We start from the raw sequence: 18,135 nt of genomic DNA on the forward strand, positions 1-18,135 counted from the left end.
CACAAGATCGTGCAAGGGGGGATTCTCCATGAAGCGGATAGTGATTGGAATGGCGGCGGCAATGTCGCTGTTTGCGACGGGAGCGCTGGCCGCCGATCTCGCGGCAAAGCCCTATGTCAAGGCGCCTATCGTCGATCCGGTCTGGAGCTGGACGGGCTTCTATGTCGGCGTCAACGGCGGTTACAGCTGGGGCCGTTCGCGCACTGACGTCACCTACACCAACACGGCGACCGGTGCGGTGATCGCGCCGCCGGCCGGCTCCATTACCAGCGCCTCGTTCGACATGAACGGCGCCGTCGCCGGTGGCCAGGCCGGCTACAACTGGCAGAACGCGAATTGGGTATACGGCATCGAGGGCGACCTGAATTGGTCCGACGAAAAGGGCCGTGCGACCTTCAATTGCGGCGGCGTCGCGCCTGCCGGCGGGCCCTGTCTTCCCGGGCTGACCTTCCTTCCCGCCGGCGGTGCCGCCGGCACGACGGTGACGATCGACCAGCATCTGCAGTGGTTCGGCACGGTCCGCGGCCGGGTGGGCATCCTGGCGACGCCGAAGGTGCTGTTCTACGGCACCGGCGGTTTGGCTTTCGGCGAGATCAAGACCACGGGCACCATGACCGGCTTCACGCCCGCTGGCGTCGCGGTTGCCTCGATCGGCTCCACCTCCGAGACCCGCGCCGGCTGGACTGTGGGTGCGGGCGTCGAAGGCAAGATCACCCAGAACTGGAGCGCCAAGCTCGAATATCTCTACATGGATCTCGGACGCTTCTCGTCGGGTCCGTTCACGCTCGCGCCCGCTTCTGCGATCGCAGCCACTGGGTCGTCGCGCTTCACCGACCACATCCTGCGCGCCGGCATCAACTATCAGTTCGGTGGCCCGGTGGTCGCCAAGTACTGAGATCAACAAAGGCATCAACAACAAGAAAAGCCCGGCCTTGCGCCGGGCTTTGTCGTCTCTCGTGCTCACACTCCAAAATCCCGACGGCTCGAGAGGTCGGCGGGCTTTTTTGACGTAGTGGAGACCGTTTGGGGGAGCGGTGCAGCAAAGCGAAGAGGGCCGAATTTGCTGACGTCGGAGGCGCAACGACCTGCAGTGACGGATCGGCGGGACATTAGTTGGCTTCTCGCTGGGCTTGTGCCAGCCGTGTTCCGCATCTGCGTTCCTTTTTCTGCCTGGCGGTGCCAGAGCATGACGACTACTGTTTCGCATACGGACATGCGACTGCCGGCAGTTTTACACCCAGCTGACCGGCCGCATAACGCCGCTCGCGCTCATCCAATTGCTGCAGGTGCTGGCCTCGAGTCTTTCCATAAACTTTCCATCCGCGTATCCGCTGGTGCTCGCCGTTCTCTTCGTGGTCTTCGTCACCGGCAGCACGGTTGCAGTTCGAACCGCTTGGTGCGTGTGCGGCTCGCGGCTATTTGCGTTGACTGCAACTTTCGTCGCGGGCGTTATCGCAGTCGCCCCAAGCCCGCATGAGCTGCTGTATTGGTTACCAGGCCCAGCCTGCTATGTTCCGCCGGCGACGGTCGTGATCATCTTCCTTGGGCTGCTGACGCGTTTGGAACCTCTTTCGCCTCTCCAGGTCACCGGGCTGGCGAGCGCGGGCCTAATCGTTGCGATATGCAACGAATTCACCGCAGTCTGGCTTTCGTCGATCCTGGTGTTTTCAATTGTTGCTCGTCAGCTTACCGGCATGCCTCGAGAATGGACAGCGCATGGCGTCGTGACAGCAGCCGTCCTCGCTGGCTTTGCCGTAACCGTCGCCGCGCCCGGCAATGCCGCGCGGCTCGACGCTATTCCGGGCACCTCCGGAGCGCGCAGATCGATGGCCTCCTTTATGCGATTTCGCGTGTGGGTAGGTTCATCACAGAACCACCGGTGTTGGCTACCCTCGCGGTCGCGATCGCTGTTGCCCTGACCAGTGCGCCAGTATCGGCGAACGACCAACGTCGAATGAGATTGCTCGCAGCCGGCATCATCTTGCTGTGCCTGACATGTTGCTATTTCGAATTCTTCGCCCATGCCTATTCGACCGGCATCCGCCTGGTCGAACGGGCGCAAAATCAGGCGCTCGTCCTATTGTTGTTCGGGACGACGCTTGCCGCAGCGATGCTCGCTCGCGTGTGGCGTCCGAACCTCGTCCCCGCAACCCCGATGGCTCCGGTCTTGTTGGCAGGGCTTGTTGGCGCAAGCCTCGTCTTCAGCCCGGCCGGTCGCCTGCTACGGACCGAAGCGGCGCGTTCGCGGGCTTCCGTCACGAGGCGATCGAACGCGACCGCGCGCTGCGCGCGAGCGTGGAGCCCGCGCCCGTTGTCGTGCGGCACAGGTTTACGCCGTCGCTGCTGATGGGATTGGATGCCGACGTGAACAAGGACTGTCTCGCCCGTTGTTATAGAAAGACTGATTTACGCATCCAGCAAGCGCGGTGACCGCAGATGCTTCCGCGCGGCCATATCCAGTTTAGCCAACGCCGGTTGACCGGACGCTTTTCCCCCGCATTGAGATCCAGAGCAGGTAGGCGGCCAAGAGGACCGAGGGAAGCTGCACCAGATAGGCTGGCCAGCCCATCCAGGGTCCATAGTGAAGGAAGAACATCTGCTTCGGGAATTCCGTGAGATCGGCGTAATCGTTGCCCTCCCACGGACCGATGTTGAACTTGACCCACAATTGCGTGTTCAGAAGCGTTAGCGCGGCAAAGAGATACCGGAAGAATTTCGATGTGCCGGACCTGTCCAGGACGAGAGCGAGTGCCAAGACGAGGCTCGGCCACGCCCCTAGTATGAAGCGGGCTTCAGTCACCAAGATCAGCGGCAGAGTTGCTGCAACCACGCCGGCAGGTCCAAGACCCAGCCTCCGCAACTCGGAACTCACGGCCTGCCACCTGAGCATCACGACCAACACGGCTGGTCCCCAAAGCAGGGTGGCAGCCACGAAGGGCATCAGAAATTTCCCTCTCCCGGTCAGCGGAAACACGATCAACTTCAGCACGTACAGCACGCCGCTTGGATTTGGGACATCCGGATTCGACAGCGCCGTGAATGCAAGTTGCGGGATCAGTATGCCGGCGGCTGCGAGGATGAAATAGCGCAGAGGCACATTCGCGAGCAGCGCCATCTGAGAGCGCCTCAGGAAGATGGGCCCTACGAGAATCCAGATGGCGAGCACAACGATGGCCAGGGATGGTGCGCCGGTCAGAAAGATTGCGGCTTCGTGGACCACGAAGCCACGCGCGACTGCGCCGAGCAGATCGGACAGCACGATGATCGAGACTGCCAGCGCTGCAATCGCGGCGAAGAGCCCGAAAATCCGCATCGTCCGCCGATCGCTTTGCCGCCAACCGGAGATGGTCGCGGGCAATTGCACGTTCTCGGTCGCCGACAAATTCTGGTTCAGGAAGATCAGCAGGATGGCGCCGTACAAGCCGGTCAGCTGCCACACGAAAGAACCTGCGATCGTCGCAACGAGGAGCAGGACCGGCCAGCCTTCCAGAAAAAACCACAGCATCGATAGATTCACCAGCAGCGCAAGGCCGTCGGTGGTGACGGGGGCATAGGCGAGATGCTTGGTTGCAAAGTAATTCAGAAAGAGGCTGGCGAACCCGATCCATTGTCCGCTCGGTCCGATCGAGAGTAGGTCGGTCATTCGCTTCCAAACGACAGTGCCGATCACCAGGGCCAACAGATTGAGGAGTTGGAATCCAAGGATGATGTTGTGGTTGGACAGTTCGGCTCCCGAGATCGTCAGCGCCGTCCGTACTATCAGCGAGGGAAGAATCCGCTGTGAATAATATCGGCTGAGCTGCCCGTCGGCAATCATGGCACCGAGCCTGCGCACCATGTCCGCGTAGGTGACGCCGTCCCATCCAAACCCTTCCCCGGCAGGAACCAGCTCGCCAAACAGGAGATTGCCAAGGCCGAGGGCGAGAACGATGGCGATCATGCAGAACAGCGTTGTCGATGCGCCCGATTTCAGAGGGTGCTTGCGCATATCGCATGGTCTCTCGTGAGCGTTGTCCACCGCCGACGACGTGCCAGACGGCTCGTCAGAGCATGTCCCACAACAATGAACCCATAACAAGCCATCTCTGGGATGGCGGAGGCGCGTCTTGCCGTTTCGAATCGGTTCAGGCCGGGACACCGGCACAGGCCAAGCGCCGCTCTTGAGAGTCGCAGCCCTTGCATACTTGGCCTTGCGGTGGTCTAGTCCCCTGAATTTTCGCCTTGCTCGCCTCGAAGTCACCGCTTTCCAGGATGGCAGCCTCTAGAGCGGCCCTAGGATCCCACAGTGAAGACACTCAGTATCGTTACACCGTGTTACAATGAGGAGGTGAACGTTCGGGATTGCTACGAGGCGATCCGCAAAGTATTCGACGACCGTCTGCCATGCTATCGGCGCGAGCACATTTTCTGCGACAACGCGTCGGACGATCGGACCGTCGAGATCCTGAGGGAGATCGCAGCCGCCGACCCCCATGTCAAGATCATCGTGAATGCGCGCAATTTTGGTCCGCTGCGCAACACGTTCAACGGCGTTATGGCCTCGACGGGCGATGCCGTGCTTCTGTTCATGCCGGCCGATCTTCAGGACCCGCCGGAATTGCTGCCCGATTTCGTCAAGTTGTGGGAAGCGGGCAACGAGATCGTCTACGGCATCCGCGCCGTGCGCGAAGAGGGGCGGCTCATGCGCGGCATCCGCAACGCCTATTATCGCCTGCTCACTCGCTTCTCCGAGATTAAGGTGCCGCCGGGCGTCGGCGACTTTCAGCTCGTCGACCGCAAGGTGGTGGAGCGGATGCGGTGCGTCCGCGACGGATACCCGTTCATGCGGATGATGACCTTCGAATGCGGCGGCCGCTCCGTCGGCGTGCCCTATACCTGGCGCGCCCGCAACAAAGGGATATCGAAGAATCGCGCGGCGGCGCTCATCGACCAGGGCATCAATGGCCTGGTCTCGTTCACATCGGCTCCGCTGCGGATCGGCCTCTATGCCGGTTTCATGTTGTCCTTCGCGAGCATCGCCTATGCAATCATCAACCTGCTGCTCGGCGTCATCCTCTATCAGCGCCTTGCAGAACCCGGCATCCTGACCCTGATCGTCGCGATGTTCTTCTTCGGCGGCGTCCAACTCTTCTTCATGGGGATGATCGGGGAATATATCCTGGCGATCTACGGCCAGGTCCGCGAGAAGCCCGTTGTGTTCGAGCACGAGCGCGTCAATTTCGACCCGCCGCAGCCATAGAATTCAGCTCGCGCCCCGCTCGGTTGCCGCGTGCCAGGCAACGGTTTCCCGTAGGCCCTGATCGAGGCCGACCACGGGATGCCAGCCCAGCGCTTCCAGCCGGGTCACGTCGGCGGCCAGCACCATGACCTGGTCGGGCCGATACGGCACTTCGCCAAAGCCGAGCTCGCCGCGACCGATCAGATCTCTGAGCTGTTGCGCCGTCTGCCGGAGCTGCGGCGCATCGGGGCTACCCAGATTGTAGGTTCCCTGCGCCGCCGGGTTCGCGAGCACGATGCGGACTGCGGCCGCCGCATCGCGGGCATGGAGGAAGCCCCACCGCTGTTCACAGACGGTCAGCGGCATGCGCCCACCCGCCCGCAGCGTGCGGATCAGGCTCGGAATCAGCCAGGCTTCGCTATCCCGCGGGCCGTAGGCGGAGAAGATGCGCAGCCAGACAAAGCGCAGCCCGCGGTCGGCGCAGCGGCGCTCCGCCATCCACCCGCTTGCGAGCTTAGCGATACCATATTGCGTGGTCGGGCGCGGCACGTCGGTCTCGGTGATCGCACGATCGTAGGCACCGTATTCGGCCTGTGAACCTGCGCCGATGAAGATCGTCGCGCCTGCATCGACCGCAAGATCGACCAGCTCCAGGGTGTCCGCGATGTTGCGCACCTGGTCCTTGCTGTTGCGCTCGCTATTGCCGACGCCGCGCCAGGCCATGTGCACGACGGCATCGGGCGCAAAGCTGCGAATTCCGGTGCCGAGCGCGGCGGGATCATCCAGCGTGCCCTCGATGACGGTCAGGCGATCCAGGATGGTGGCAAGCCGCCACGGCTTGGTGCCAGGCCGCAGCAGCACTGCGACCTCATGACCGTGCTCGATTAGGTCTTCGCCGACATGACAGCCGAGAAAGCCCGTGGCGCCCGTCACGAAGATGCGCATCGTGATCCCGCCAATCCCCTGGAGTGACCTGCTGCCCGGACCATCCTAAACGCTTCGCAGCGAAGCCGGCCTGAGATAATCCACGAAACGATTGCCTGCCGCGTATTCGCTCTCGCTGAGATAGGGAAACTGGTCGTTGATGGGACGCCCCATCTCGAGCTTGGGCTCGATCAGTGTGTGTTCGCTCAGCATCACGTCGATCACGATCGGGCCGCCCGTGAACAGCGCTGGGTCGATCTGCTCGAGACGCTCGATGCGGGCGTAGCGCAGGCCGTAGGCTGCGGCGAGCGCGCCGAAATCGGGAAAGCTCAGGCCGTCGCGCGAGGCGCTGTAACGGCCTTGCATGTAGCTGTCCTGGAACTGCTTGATGATCCCGTACGATCCGTTGTTCATGACGATGATCGCGATGTCGAGATTGTTGTAGCGGACGGTCTGGAGCTCCTGGATGTTGAGATGGAATCCGCCATCGCCGTTGTAGGAGATGACCTGGCGGTCCGGTTGATCGATCTTGGCGCCGATCGCGGCCGGCAGCGCATAGCCCATCGGCGAGTTGCCGCCCGGATTGAACAACGTGTGCCGTTTCACCTTGAAGGCTTGGTAAAGCCAGCAGACCGCGGCGCCGGTGTCGCCGATCACGATGGCGTCTTCCGCGATGATCTCGTTGACGCGGCGAATGACGTCGTAAGGCGACAGCGAGTTCAGCCGCGCTGCGGAGGTGCTGACCTCCTTCTGGTAGTAGCGCTGCTTCATCTCGGCAACGTAGTCGCTCCACTCGCGGCTGGGCGGTGGAACATCGAGCTGGCGCAACAGGTTCGGCAGCTCAGAGAAGTCCAGATGGTTGACGCGGTAGCCGTCGTTGCGGTACTTGGCGAGCTCCTCCCTGTCGACGTCAATGATGTGGACCGTGGCGCCAATTGCAAACTGCTTGGTGTTGCCGGTGCGCTGGCGATTGTCGAGCCGGCTGCCAAGCACGATGACTGCATCGGCGTTCTGCAACACGAAGTTCGAGCCGCGATTGCCATAGACGCCGATCTGGCCGACGAAGCCCGGATGATCGTGATCGAAATAGCTGAGACCGGCCCAGCTCGAGACGAAGGGCAGGCCGCTCTGTCGCAGCCAGTCCGCAACTTCGCGCTCGACACCGGCGAGCCCGACGCCCGCGCCCCAGAGCACCACCGGACGCTTTGCCTCCGCCAGCGTCCGCTTCAGATCCGCCAAAGCGTGCGCTGGCGGCTCGGCCACTTCGGACTGCCTCGACGGAAGCAGGATCTCGTCCCCCACTTCGGCCTGCTGGATGTCCATGGGAACGTCGATCAGCACCGGTCCCATGCGGCCCGACGTTGCGATCGCATAAGCCTTGGCCAGCTCCTCGCGCAGCTCGGCCGCGCTCTTGACCATCACCGCGTATTTCGTGACCGGCCGGACCATCTCCACGATCCGGGTTTCCTGAAATCCGGCCTGGCGCACATTGGCACCGTGGAATGCGCTGCTCTCGCGCTGGTTCACCTGACCGGTGATGTGCAGCGACGGAATGGAATCGAAATGCGAGGTGGCGATGCCGGTGATGAGGTTGGTCGCGCCGGGGCCGGAGGTGGCAAGCGTGACGCCGACCTTCTGGCTGACGCGCCAGAGCGCATCGGCGGCCATGGCCGCGCCCTGCTCATGCTGAAAGCAGGTGTAGTGCAGCTTCGGATGCTGCGCGACCGCGTCGATCATGAACGCGCAGGCGCCGCCCGTCAGCAGAAAGACCCGGTCGCTTCCGACTCGCGCGAGGAATTCCGCAATGTACTGGGCTCCGTTCATCGGGTCATTCCCACATCAGGCGCCGCGGACCTTCGCCGCACAGAAATCGCTGATCACCTCGAGCACGTATTCGAGGTGATCATCCCCGAGGCCCGGATAGACCCCGATCCAGAAGGTCTGGTTCATGATTCTGTCGCTGTTGGCGAGCGAGCCGTGCACGCGGAAATTCCGCCCGGTCATGTAGGGCTGCCGCACCAGATTGCCGCCGAACAGCAGGCGCGTGCCGATCCCGCATTCGTTCAGATGACGCACGATGGCGTCGCGCTTGAACGGCGCGCCCGCGCGCACCGTCAGCACGAAGCCGAACCAGGAGGGGTCGCTGTTCGGCGTGGGCTCGGGCAGGATGAAGAACTCCTCGAGCGCCTTGAGTCCGCTCTTGAGCAGATCGAAATTGCGCCGCCGGGCGGCGATGAAGTCCTCGAGATGGTCGAGCTGGGAGACGCCGACCGCGGCCTGCATGTCGGTGATCTTCAGGTTGAAGCCGAGATGGCTGTAGATGTATTTGTGGTCGTAGCCATAAGGCAGCTCACCGAGCAGCCAGTCGAAGCGGCGCTGGCAGGTGTTGTCCTTGCCCGGATCGCAATAGCAGTCGCGGCCCCAGTCGCGGAACGTCTCCATTGCTCGGCGCAGGCCCGGATGGCTGGTGAAGACCGCGCCGCCTTCACCCATGGTGATGTGGTGTGCCGGATAGAAGCTGAGCGTGCCGATGTCGCCGAAAGTGCCGACATGGCGCCCCGCATAGGTCGCGCCGAGCGCGTCGCAGCAATCCTCGATGAGCCAGAGCTTATGCTGTTTGGCGATGTCGGCGATCTTGCCGACCTCGAAAGGGTTGCCGAGCGTGTGCGCCACCATGATCGCGCGCGTGTTCGGCGTGATCGCCTCTTCGACGAGCTCCGGAATGATGTTGTAGGTGGGGATATCGACGTCGACGAACACCGGCACCATGCCTTGCGTCATCGCCGGATTGACGGTGGTCGGAAATCCGGTCGCGGCCGTGATCACCTCGCTTCCGACAGGAACCTGACGTTCGCGAAGCAAGGGCGATGTCAGCGCCGAGAAGGCGACGAGATTGGCCGACGAGCCGGAATTGACCGTCATGGCGTAGCGGACGCCGACGCGCTTTGCCAGCTTCTGCTGGAATTTCTCGTTGAAACGGCCCGCGGTCAGCCAGAAGTCCAGCGCCGAATCCACCAGCGACTTGACATCGCTCGCATCGAATACGCGCCCCGAGACAGGCACGGGCGACTTGCCGGCGACGAACGGTTTCGGCGCATGGGCCAGCGCGGAGTATTCCTCCACCAATTCCATGATCGTGGCCCTGATGTCCTCCGGGCTTCGTTGTCCCGCGCGCGCGGGTGCTGGCGCCGATTTCATGTGACTCACTTCGCGTTGACCGCGGCGAACTCGCCGCGCAATGGTTCGGAGGCCGTCGCGCCGCCCGCGACGGCGCCGTCGAGCACGCGCTCGAGCTGTTCGAGCGAGGTCCGGCGCATGTCCTCGCCGCGTTGCTGCGCCTTGTACCAGGCGACCGTGATGCCGAGCCCTTGGCGCAGATCGAGGAGCGGCGTCCAGTTCAGCCGCGTGCGAGCCCGCTCGCAATCGAGCCGCAGAAACGCCGCTTCATGCGGATGCGGGCCGTCATCGCTGGTCCAGCCGGCGCCGTCGCCCCACACCGCCTGCAAATGCTCGACGACCTTGCGCACCGGCTGCTCGCTCTCAGCGTTCGGACCGAAGTTCCAGCCGTCGGCAAAGCTTGCATCGTCGGCGAGCCGCTCGATCAGGGTGAGATAGCCCAGGATGGGATCGAGAGCATGCTGCCAGGGCCGCACCGAATTGGGATTGCGGATGCGCAGAAGCTGACGGTCGATGAACGCCTGCATGGCGTCGGGCACCAGGCGGTCGCGCGCCCAGTCGCCGCCGCCGAACACGTTGCCGGCACGCGCGCTCGCGATGCGGGCCGCACCGGCGGCGCCGAAGAAGCTGCGCCGATACGAATGCGTGACGAGCTCGGCGCAAGCCTTGCTGTTGCTGTAAGGATCATTGCCGCCGAGGCGATCGCCCTCGCGGAAGGCGATCTGACCACCGTCATTCTCGTAGCACTTGTCGCTGGTCACGATCAGCACCGCCTGCACCGACGGCAGGTGCCGCGCAGCTTCCAGCACATGCACCGTGCCCATCACGTTGGTCGCGAAGGTCTCGACCGGCTCGGCATAGGACGGGCGCACCAGGGCCTGCGCCGCCATGTGGATGATCACGTCCGGCTCGGCTTCCGTCAGCGCTGCGCGCAAGCTGCCGAGGTCGCGGATGTCGCCGACGCAATGCCTGATGTCATCGGCGACCCGCGCCGTCACGAACAGCGACGCGGGATGGGTCGGCGGCAGGGCAAAGCCGTAGACGCTGGCGCCAAAGTGCCGCAGCAGCAGGGAGGCCCACGCGCCCTTGAAGCCCGTATGCCCGGTCAGGAAGACCTTCTTGCCGCGCCAGAACGCCGGATCCGTCACCAGACCCTCCAGCGCGCGCGGTTGTTGGCCCACTCGTCCTCGAGATAAATGCGATCGCGCAACGTATCCATCGGGTGCCAGAAGCCGTGATGCACGAAGGCGCGCAATTGATCGCTGCGGGCAAGCTGCTCCATCGGCTCGCGCTCCCACACGGTCCGGTCGCCCGAGATCAGCTCGCCGACGGAGGGCGACAGCAGGAAGAATCCGCCGTTGATCCAGCCGCCATCGTCGTGCGGCTTCTCTTCGAAATCGATGACCTTGTCGCCTTCGATCGCAACGGCACCAAACCTGCGCGCCGGCCGCACCACCGAAACTGTCGCCATGCGGCCGTGATCCCGGTGAAAGGCGATCTCGGCCTTCAGATCGATGTCGGCGACGCCGTCACCATAGGTGAGGGCGAAGAACGGCTCGTCGGCGACATGGGGCAGCACCCGCTTGAGCCGCCCTCCGGTCTGGGTCTCCTCGCCGGTATCGACCAGCGTCACGCGCCAGGGCTCCGCCGTTTCGCGGTGCACCTCCATCCGGTTCTCGGCGAGGTGAAACGTCACGTCGGACATGTGGAGGAAGTAATTGGCGAAATATTCTTTGATCAGATAGCCCTTGTAGCCGACGCAGATCACGAAATCATTGAAGCCGTGATGGCTATAGATCTTCATGATGTGCCACAGGATCGGCTTACCGCCGATCTCGACCATAGGCTTCGGACGGGTGCCGGTCTCCTCAGAGATTCGGGTTCCCAAGCCCCCTGCGAGTATGACCACCTTCATTCGTTGCTCCGAGCGGGAGGAGCTCTCCTCGCATTCCAGGCCTTCTATACGAACCAATAGCACCTGAAAACCGTAAGAATCGCTGGCATTTGGTGGCTCCTGCGCGGATTCCCGCCACCGCAGGCTCCTTGCCCGGCTGCGGTACGAAGGCCGTGACCAGCTCCAGTGCGGGGCGAGCTCGTTTGAGGTCGATCTCCTCTGCGGGATCAAACCACCTTGGCTTCCCTCAGCGCTGCGATCTCGTCCCCACTGAGGCCGAATTCCTTCAGTACCTCGTCGGTCTGCTCGCCGAATTCCGGCGGCCGCGCCACCATCCTGCTCGGCGTGCGCGACAGCGCGACGGGCTGGCCGACCAGGCGGATATGCCGGCCCTGGTCGTTCGGCACCTCCTGTGCGATGCCGAGATGCTTGACCTGGGCGTCCTCGAACATCTGGTCGATGGCATAGATCGGCCCACAGGGCACGCCGGCCTCGTTGAGCTCGCGGACCCAGCTCTCGGTCGACTTCGTCATGGTGTGCCGCTCGATCTCGGCATTGAGCGCGTCGCGGTTCTTCGAGCGTGCCGGCGCGGTCGCGTAGTCCGGATTGCTGACGAGCTCCGGCGCGCCGATCGCCTGCGCACAGCGCTCCCAGATCCGCCCGCCGGTGGTGGCGATGTTGATGTACCCGTCGGCGGTCTTGAACACACCGGTCGGAATGCTGGTCGGATGGTTGTTGCCGGCCTGCTTGGCCACCTCCTTCTCCATCAGCCAGCGCGCGGCCTGGAAGTCGAGCATGAAAATTTGCGCCTGCAGCAGCGAGGTTTGCACCCACTGGCCCTTGCCGGAGACCTCGCGTTCGAGCAGCGCGGTGAGGATGCCCATGGCGCAGAACAGGCCGGCGCTGAGGTCGGCGACGGGAATGCCGACCCGCATCGGGCCTTCGCCCGGCGCGCCGGTGATCGACATCAGCCCGCCCATGCCTTGTGCGATCTGATCGAAGCCCGGCCGCTTATGGTACGGGCCGTCCTGGCCGAAGCCGGAGATGCTGCCATAGACGATGCGCGGGTTGATCGCGGCGAGGCTGTCATAGTCGATGCCGAGCTTCTTCTTCACGTCGGGCCGGAAATTCTCGACCACGACGTCGGCCTTGGCGGCGAGGCGCTTGAACACGGCGAGCCCGCGCTCGTCCTTCAGGTTCAGCGTCATCGCCCGCTTGTTGCGGTGCAAATTCTGGAAGTCGGAACCGCGCCGCGGCCCGCCCGGCTGCTCGCCGCCGGCATCCTCGGTCAGCGCGTCGATCTTGACGACATTGGCGCCCCAATCGGCGAGCTGCCGCACGCAGGTCGGCCCGGAGCGGACACGGGTTAGATCGAGCACGGTGAAGCGCGACAGGGCTTCCGAGGCATGCGGAAGGGGCATCTTGAAAGGCTCCGGGGACAGATTGCGGAGCCACCATAGTGCCGAAACATCAGGCGGCAAGTCTGCCTCGACGCGGATGCCGACTGTCGAAATGCAGGCCTGACCGGGGCTCGCCCGACGCAGTGTCCTGCGCTTGCGCAAGGATCAGCGCGACAGGCGCTTCAGCTCCGCACGCGCCTGCTCGGCCAGCGGGTCGTCGCCGTGGCGCGCTATGAAGAGCTCGAAAGCCTGCCGCGTTCCCGTCCGACGGGCTGCTTCGAATTCCTCCGCCACCGCAGCGGATGGATCGCGGGCCATTGGCATTGCGGGGGCGCGTCCTGCCTTGGCATTCCCATTGCCGCTGTCGTCCGCATTGGCTTTCGAGGCCATGACAGATTGCTCTCCGATGGGCAGACGGTCCGGCCCGGCGAGCATCGCCAAGGCTCCGATCAGACCGGCCGAAAGTGGGCCCAGTTTCATGGTTTCCTTTACGGAACAGACTAGCCGCCAAGCGAGTGCCGCTGCTGATCCGTATTACTACGGGATTTGTTGGCTAACAGGGCGTTACGGCCCGGCCGACGGGTCGACGCCCAAATTAAACCAAACGTATAGCTCTCTAGCTAGAATCATACCCCAGCACAGCGAATCGCGCGATGCATTGCTCCGGAGAGTTCATTGGCCACCGCCGTTAATGTCAGTGCAACCAACAATGCTGAGATCGACGGTCTGCTGTCGGGCTACAAGTGGACCGGCACGATCAGCTACAGCTTTCCGGATTCGCCCAGCGATTACTCCAATCCATACTACGGTGGCAGCAGCGAACCGACCTCGTCGGGTTTCGCCTCGGCGCCCACCCAGATGCAGGCGGCGATCAACTACGCGATCGGGCTGATCCTCGGTTACACCAACGCCACGATCCAGTACAACGGGACTGGAAGCGCCGACATCATGGTCGCGCAGTCCCCGTCGGCCAATCCGACCTCCTACGCCTACTACCCCGGCAATTATTCAGCGGGGGGCGATGTATGGTTCGGCACCCAGTACAATTACTCGCTGGCCAAGCTCGGCAACTACTATTTCACGACCGCGCTGCACGAGCTCGGCCACGCCTTGGGCCTCAAGCACAGCCAGGAGGCCGGCGGCCCTGCCAACGTCGCGGTGCCGAGCGCGCATGATGACAGCGAATACACCGTCATGAGCTATCGCAGCTATGTCGGTGCGTCGACAACGAGCGGCTACACCAATGAATCGTATGGATATCCGCAGACCTACATGGCCAACGATATCCTCGCGCTGCAGGCTATGTATGGCGCGAACTACACGACCCAGAGCAGCAACACGGTCTACACCTGGAATCCGACGACGGGCCAGGAGTTCATCAACGGTGTCGGTCAGCTCGCGCCGGGCGGTGGCGCCGGCGGCTCGGCCAACCGCATCTACGAGACGATCTGGGACGGCGGCGGCGTCGATACCTACGACCTGTCGAACTACACGACGAACCTGAGCATCAACCTCAATCCCGGTGCTTCGTCGGTGTTCTCCTCCGTGCAGCTGGCCTATCTCGGTAACGGCCACTACGCGTCGGGCAATGTCTACAACGCCTATCTCTATAATGGCGACACGCGCTCCTATATCGACAACGCCACCGGCGGGTCCGGCAACGACACGATCATCGGCAACGCCATCGCCAACACGCTGAACGGCGGCGGCGGCAACGACACCATCACCGGCGGTGCGGGCAACGACACCATCAATGGCGGCGACGGCACCGACACGGCAGTCTATTCGGGTAGCCGAGCTAATTATGCGGTTTCCTACAACGCGACGACACAGACGTTCACGCTGGCCGATCTGCGCAGCGGCTCGCCGGACGGCACCGATACCGTCACCGGCGTCGAGTATTTCCAATTTGGGGATGGCACGGTCGCCAGCTCGAGCCTCGTGCCGAGCACGATCGAGGCGTTCGGATCGACCAGCGTGGTGCTGTCCGGCGGCAACTATTATCTAAACAGCATTTCGACGGGCACCGGGCCTACGCTGAAATATAACGGTTCGGCGGTGACAGTTGGCATGTGGGCGTCGTGGTCGCCGGTCGGCGCTGAGCAGCTGTCCGGCGGCTACGATGTCGCCTGGAAGAATTCCTCCACCGGAGTCTTCTCGTTCTGGAGCACGGATAGCAACGGCAACTTCACCGGTTACCTGGCGCCTGACGCGACCGGCAACACCAATACGGTGATGTCGATGGAAACGACATTCCACCAGGACCTCAACGGCGACGGCATGATCGGGCCGCCCATTGTCGTCGAAGCGGCGGGCTCGACCAGCTTGGTTCAGGCGGGCACCAATTATTATCTCGATAGCATCAGCACAGGGACCGGACCGACGCTGAAATACGGCGGCTCAGCGGTGACGGTTGGCATGTGGACGTCGTGGGCGCCCGTAGGGGCCGAGCAGGCGTCGGGCGGCTATGACGTGGTCTGGAAGAACTCCTCGACCGGCGTGTTCTCGTTCTGGAGCACGGACGGCACCGGCAACTTTACCAGTTACCTAGCTCCTGACGCAGCCGGCAACACCAACACGGTGATGTCGATGGAAACGACCTTTCACCAGGACCTCAATGGCGACGGGGTCATCGGTATCCCTGTTTCTTCCACGTCCTTCACGACCGTAGAGGCGGCAGGCTCGACCAGCCTCGTTCAGTCAGGTTCGAACTATTATCTTGACAGCATCAGCACCGGGACCGGGCCGACATTGAAATATAACGGCGCGGCGGTGATGGTTGGCATGTGGGCATCGTGGTCACCGGTTGGCGCGGAGCAGATGTCCGGCGGCTACGACGTCGTCTGGAAGAACTCCTCGACCGGCGTGTTCTCGTTCTGGAGCACGGACAGCAACGGCAATTTCACCGGCTATGTGGCTCCTGATGCGACCGGCAACACAAATACGGTGATGTCGATGGAACCGACATTTCACCAGGACCTCAACGGCGACGGCATGATCGGCACCTCCACGGTCGTCGAAGCGGCGGGCTCCACGAGCTTGGTTCAGGTGGGTGCCAATTACTACCTCGAGGCCATCAGCACCGGGACCGGACCGACGTTGAAGTATGGCGGCTCGGCGGTGACGGCAGGCATGTGGACATCATGGTCGCCGGTCGCCGCCGAGCAGGCATCGGGCGGTTACGACATCGCTTGGAAGAACTCCTCGACCGGAGTGTTCTCGTTCTGGAGCGCGGACACCAACGGCAACTTCACCAGCTACCTGGCTCCCGACGCGGCCGGCAAAACCAGTACAGTGATGTCTCTGGAAACGACGTTTCATCAAGACCTCAACGGCGATGGGGTGACTGGCACTGGCTCCCCGACATCGCCGCTGCACGATAACTTCGTCTTTTCGTCGCAGCCCGAGATCGATTCGGCGACCACTTTGACCACGGAGCTCCAGATCCAGCATCAGATGTTGTCGAGATTGTCCTTGGCATCGCAACTTCTGTGCGAGGGCTCGTACTTGCCGGCTGCCGAGCTCGTGAGCGTTCTCCATCCCGACTGGGCCATCAAACTTGCCGAGATGCATGCCGACAGCTTTGTGCTTCGGTGATAAAGAGGGGCGGGCCGATCCGCCATGCAGGCTTGGCTAGACCATCTGAAGGCCCGACGCCGTGCTCTGGCGTTGGCGTGTAGCACGCGTCGGTTGAGATAATCACGATTGCGAATATACTGCGCGCAGCGGGTTATCGAGCCTGACTGCGGACTAACGGTGTCAACGGCGCTGACGTGGTCGGCTGTGCAATCTGGTCTCGAGCCTCGATCCTGCTGCCCGCCTTGACGCGGTCGATTGGCCTCCCATTGAGCTTCTATGAACGCTTGATGACTTTGCGACAGCATCGACGTATGGGTTACGGAGCAGTTCATTCCAAGCAGCCGTAGAGGTCCGATCGTGAACCACGCGCCGTCTCGGCGGGAAACCATGGTGGACGAGGCGATGCCGGACGGCCCAACTCGCCTGCAGCGACTGGTCCACGGCTGGTCGGCAAATCTGGTGCAGGTCCTGCTCGGCCTCACCCAGCAGCTTCTCCTGATTCCGGCATTCCTGCACGTCTGGACGGGAGATGTTCTGGCCGCCTGGCTTGCAATCTATGCGTCCGGAAGTCTCATGGTCGTAGCCGATTGCGGGTTGCAGTTGCGCGCAGTCAATCGCTTTCTCGCCTTCAAGACCTGTGTTGATTGCGATGGCCGGACCGCGAGCTTTTATGCCGGAATGTTGCGCATCTACCTCTCGGCCGTCCTCGTGCTCGGTGTCTTGCTCATCGGAGCGACGCAGCTCTGGCCGCCTTCCGTGGTGCTTGGATTTCATGCGACAGCCTACTTCGATCCCGCGCTAGTCGTGATGACGCTCGGGATGCTCCTGACGGTGCCTGCCAACCTTGCTTCGGGTCTCTATCGCGTGCGCGGCCACTACAGCCGAACTGTTTGGCTGCAGAACCTCGCGCTTCTGCTAGGCCAGATCGCCCAGGTGGCAGCGGTCATGGTGTTTGGCAACCTGTTGGCCGTGGCGATCGCCTTCGTCTCCACGCAGATCGCTTTCGCGGTCTTCCTCATCGCGCTCGATGCGCCGCGCCTGTTTCCGTTCCTGCGACGCAGCGGCGTGCGGAAGCGTCGGCGGCAATCGCTTCGCTGGTACCTCGGCCAGTTCGGCCTCTCACTGCCTTTCGCGGCCGGCAGCTTTACTGAGCTCGCACTGGTCAACCTGCCGATCCTCCTGGTAAGCTCTCTTGTGGTCGATCGCATTGCGGTTGCGCAATGGGGGCTGACCCGCGTGGTTGCGACCCTGCTGCGAGGGCTCTGCCAGCAGGTCAGCACGCCTCTCGCCGCAGAGCTGGGCCACGATCATGCCGTCGGAGACAAGGACCGATTGCGCCGTCTCTATGCACGGGGATCAGTCTTTGTGACGACGATCGCCAGCCTGATCGTCGGAGCGCTGCTGCCCTTCTGGAGGGACTTCTTCGCGTTGTGGACGCACGGTACCATACCCTATGACGCGCCGCTTACTATCGTGTTGTTGCTCGGCTCTGCCGCGACGGCGCCCTCGCTGCTCGCACTTGTCTTCGCCTATCACAGCAATCGTGGCCCGTTGCTGGCCCGCACCAAGCTGCTGCAACTGGCCGCGTTCCTGGTGCTGTCATGGATCCTGATCCCAAGACTGGGGCCACTCGGAGCCGCTCTTGCGATGGTTGCGAGCGATCTGGCAATCCAGTTCGGCCTGCTGGCGCTCGTCATCATGGGGCAGACGTTGCGACATCCGGTGCGGCACGTCGCCTTCCTCGGCGCGATCATGATTGCGATCGTGTCGGCAGGATGGTGGATCGGCATCGTGATTGCGTCCCACGTCGAGGGACGCACCGTCGCAGGTTTCATCGTCGAATGCGCGATCTGGCTCATCGTCTTCGCCGCGATTGCGAGTCCGCTTGCCAGCAGGAAAATCCGTGCCAGCCTGACATCCAACATTCCGGAGTGACAAACGGA

At 62.9% G+C, this 18,135-nt stretch carries 14 protein-coding genes; 6 read left to right on the plus strand and 8 right to left on the minus strand.

Features of this window, described 5'->3' with window-relative positions; translation table 11 throughout:
* The first annotated feature begins 28 nt into the window (after nt 1-28).
* The 3 genes from P6U29_RS15045 to P6U29_RS15055 all read left to right on the plus strand — a co-directional run bounded on the left by P6U29_RS15045 (nt 29) and on the right by P6U29_RS15055 (nt 2,347).
* Nucleotides 29-895, plus strand: a complete 867-nt coding sequence (locus P6U29_RS15045; RefSeq protein WP_407118296.1) for an outer membrane protein — start codon at nt 29-31, stop codon at nt 893-895.
* 346 nt (nt 896-1,241) lie between these two features.
* On the plus strand, nt 1,242-1,919 hold the full coding sequence (locus P6U29_RS15050; RefSeq protein ID WP_407119334.1) for a hypothetical protein: 678 nt from the start codon (nt 1,242-1,244) through the stop codon (nt 1,917-1,919).
* Nucleotides 1,920-1,960: 41 nt separating this feature from the next.
* Nucleotides 1,961-2,347 carry a hypothetical protein gene (locus tag P6U29_RS15055; RefSeq protein WP_407118297.1) on the plus strand — a complete coding sequence of 129 codons (387 nt, stop codon included), beginning with the start codon at nt 1,961-1,963 and terminating at the stop codon, nt 2,345-2,347.
* A gap of 114 nt (nt 2,348-2,461) precedes the next feature.
* On the opposite strand, the gene P6U29_RS15060 is transcribed toward P6U29_RS15055, so the two are convergent.
* On the minus strand, nt 2,462-4,138 hold the full coding sequence (locus tag P6U29_RS15060; protein ID WP_407118298.1) for a hypothetical protein: 1,677 nt from the start codon (nt 4,136-4,138) through the stop codon (nt 2,462-2,464).
* Nucleotides 4,139-4,285: 147 nt separating this feature from the next.
* Between P6U29_RS15060 and P6U29_RS15065 the strand changes: the two genes are divergently transcribed.
* Nucleotides 4,286-5,239 carry a glycosyltransferase family 2 protein gene (locus tag P6U29_RS15065; protein ID WP_407118299.1) on the plus strand — a complete coding sequence of 318 codons (954 nt, stop codon included), beginning with the start codon at nt 4,286-4,288 and terminating at the stop codon, nt 5,237-5,239.
* A gap of 3 nt (nt 5,240-5,242) precedes the next feature.
* On the opposite strand, the gene P6U29_RS15070 is transcribed toward P6U29_RS15065, so the two are convergent.
* The 7 genes from P6U29_RS15070 to P6U29_RS15100 form a co-directional block, all read right to left on the minus strand.
* Entirely contained in the window at nt 5,243-6,163 is a 921-nt protein-coding gene (locus P6U29_RS15070; RefSeq protein ID WP_407118300.1) for an NAD-dependent epimerase/dehydratase family protein, read from the minus strand.
* A 45-nt stretch (nt 6,164-6,208) separates the two neighbouring features.
* Nucleotides 6,209-7,966: a thiamine pyrophosphate-binding protein gene (locus P6U29_RS15075; RefSeq protein WP_407118301.1), complete on the minus strand. Its 1,758-nt coding sequence runs from the start codon at nt 7,964-7,966 to the stop codon at nt 6,209-6,211.
* Between the two features lie 15 nt (nt 7,967-7,981).
* Nucleotides 7,982-9,340: a lipopolysaccharide biosynthesis protein RfbH gene (rfbH, locus tag P6U29_RS15080; protein ID WP_407118302.1), complete on the minus strand. Its 1,359-nt coding sequence runs from the start codon at nt 9,338-9,340 to the stop codon at nt 7,982-7,984.
* A 5-nt stretch (nt 9,341-9,345) separates the two neighbouring features.
* The gene (rfbG, locus tag P6U29_RS15085; protein WP_407118303.1) at nt 9,346-10,467 is read right to left on the minus strand and encodes a CDP-glucose 4,6-dehydratase; all 1,122 of its coding nucleotides are present in this window, start codon (nt 10,465-10,467) and stop codon (nt 9,346-9,348) included.
* A complete protein-coding gene (rfbF, locus tag P6U29_RS15090) occupies nt 10,464-11,234 on the minus strand; it encodes a glucose-1-phosphate cytidylyltransferase (protein WP_407118304.1) in 771 nt (256 codons plus the stop codon). Before rfbF ends, rfbG begins: the two co-directional genes overlap by 4 nt.
* A gap of 206 nt (nt 11,235-11,440) precedes the next feature.
* Nucleotides 11,441-12,634: a CaiB/BaiF CoA transferase family protein gene (locus P6U29_RS15095; RefSeq protein WP_407118305.1), complete on the minus strand. Its 1,194-nt coding sequence runs from the start codon at nt 12,632-12,634 to the stop codon at nt 11,441-11,443.
* 144 nt (nt 12,635-12,778) lie between these two features.
* A complete protein-coding gene (locus tag P6U29_RS15100; RefSeq protein WP_407118306.1) occupies nt 12,779-13,093 on the minus strand; it encodes a hypothetical protein in 315 nt (104 codons plus the stop codon).
* Between the two features lie 195 nt (nt 13,094-13,288).
* Here P6U29_RS15100 and P6U29_RS15105 point away from each other — a divergent pair, with 195 nt between their 5' ends.
* Together P6U29_RS15105 and P6U29_RS15110 are read left to right on the plus strand one after the other, a co-directional pair.
* Nucleotides 13,289-16,210, plus strand: coding sequence for a M10 family metallopeptidase C-terminal domain-containing protein (locus P6U29_RS15105; RefSeq protein ID WP_407118307.1), 2,922 nt, complete (start codon nt 13,289-13,291; stop codon nt 16,208-16,210).
* Between the two features lie 339 nt (nt 16,211-16,549).
* The gene (locus P6U29_RS15110; RefSeq protein ID WP_407118308.1) at nt 16,550-18,127 is read left to right on the plus strand and encodes a lipopolysaccharide biosynthesis protein; all 1,578 of its coding nucleotides are present in this window, start codon (nt 16,550-16,552) and stop codon (nt 18,125-18,127) included.
* Nucleotides 18,128-18,135 lie beyond the last annotated feature (8 nt).

It is taken from the genome of Bradyrhizobium sp. LMG 9283, assembly GCF_045571415.1.
GTDB lineage: Bacteria > Pseudomonadota > Alphaproteobacteria > Rhizobiales > Xanthobacteraceae > Bradyrhizobium.

Excerpts from the sequence above, each read along its gene's own strand:
- rfbH (WP_407118302.1), bottom strand. The coding sequence starts at position 9,340 with ATGAAATCGGCGCCAGCACCCGCGCGCGCGGGACAACGAAGCCCGGAG.
- P6U29_RS15095 (WP_407118305.1), bottom strand. The coding sequence starts at position 12,634 with ATGCCCCTTCCGCATGCCTCGGAAGCCCTGTCGCGCTTCACCGTGCTC.
- rfbF (WP_407118304.1), bottom strand. The coding sequence starts at position 11,234 with ATGAAGGTGGTCATACTCGCAGGGGGCTTGGGAACCCGAATCTCTGAG.
- P6U29_RS15045 (WP_407118296.1), top strand. The coding sequence starts at position 29 with ATGAAGCGGATAGTGATTGGAATGGCGGCGGCAATGTCGCTGTTTGCG.
- P6U29_RS15075 (WP_407118301.1), bottom strand. The coding sequence starts at position 7,966 with ATGAACGGAGCCCAGTACATTGCGGAATTCCTCGCGCGAGTCGGAAGC.
- P6U29_RS15100 (WP_407118306.1), bottom strand. The coding sequence starts at position 13,093 with ATGAAACTGGGCCCACTTTCGGCCGGTCTGATCGGAGCCTTGGCGATG.
- P6U29_RS15070 (WP_407118300.1), bottom strand. The coding sequence starts at position 6,163 with ATGCGCATCTTCGTGACGGGCGCCACGGGCTTTCTCGGCTGTCATGTC.